Below are 258 nucleotides of genomic sequence, written 5' to 3'. Positions count from 1 at the left end.
CCAATACACCTGCAACACCCATCATGTGGAAGGGGTTGAGTGTCCAGTTGTGGAAACCTTGCAAGAATAGTAGGAATCGGAAAATTGCCGCGACGCCAAAGCTGGGTGCAAAGAACCAGCTAGATTGTCCCAAGGGATACATCAGAAATACGCTGACGAATACTGCAATGGGAGCAGAGAAGGCGAGGGCGTTATAAGGACGAATACCTACCAGACGGGCAATTTCAAATTGCCGCAACATGAAGCCAATCAAACCAA

General features: G+C 48.4%; 1 pseudogene. It reads right to left on the bottom strand.

Going from position 1 to position 258, the window contains the following annotated elements:
- Positions 1-258: pseudogene (locus ABF638_RS38500) on the bottom strand (photosystem II D2 protein (photosystem q(a) protein)); the annotation flags it as partial.

The sequence above is a fragment of the Nostoc sp. CALU 1950 genome (assembly GCF_051172895.1).
Taxonomy (GTDB): domain Bacteria; phylum Cyanobacteriota; class Cyanobacteriia; order Cyanobacteriales; family Nostocaceae; genus Nostoc; species Nostoc edaphicum_A.
The sequence above is the reverse complement of the archived record's forward strand: the minus strand, read 5'-3'. Positions and strand labels throughout refer to the sequence as shown.